This is a genomic window from Arthrobacter sp. PsM3 (genome assembly GCF_030433895.1).
GTDB lineage: Bacteria > Actinomycetota > Actinomycetes > Actinomycetales > Micrococcaceae > Arthrobacter.
Genome location: NZ_JARUXE010000133.1, coordinates 1 through 416 on the forward strand (window position 1 = coordinate 1; position 416 = coordinate 416).

Genomic DNA, 416 nt, shown 5'->3' on the forward strand with positions numbered 1-416 from the left:
TCGTCGCTCCCGGGGATTTCAACGCCGACGGCAAGGTGGACCTGGTGGCCCGCGATACCAGCGGCCAGCTGTGGCTTTACCCGGGCAACGGGAAGAACGAATGGTTCAAGCGCGTGGATCTGGGAGCCGGCTGGAACACCATGAACGCCATCACGGCACCCGGCGACATGGACGGCGACAAGTGGCCCGACGTGATCGCCCGCGACACCACCGGAGAGCTCTGGCTCTACCCGAACAACGGTGTCGGTGACTGGTTCAAGCGAGTCGATCTCGGCTCGGGCTGGGGTCCCATGACCGCGATCCTGTAAAAGGGGTCCTGTGGCTGCGGTCCTGTAAAAGGGGTCCTGGCTGCGGTCCTGAAAAGGGACGGGCCGTTAAATGCGGGAGAGCCCCGACCATGGTGGTTGGGGCTCTCG

The 416-nt window shown here is 64.4% G+C and carries 1 protein-coding gene; it reads left to right on the forward strand.

The window, feature by feature from the left end:
• A partial coding sequence (locus QCD75_RS21920; RefSeq protein WP_301231631.1) for an FG-GAP repeat domain-containing protein occupies positions 1–308 on the forward strand: 308 nt, incomplete at its 5' end.
• Positions 309–416 lie beyond the last annotated feature (108 nt).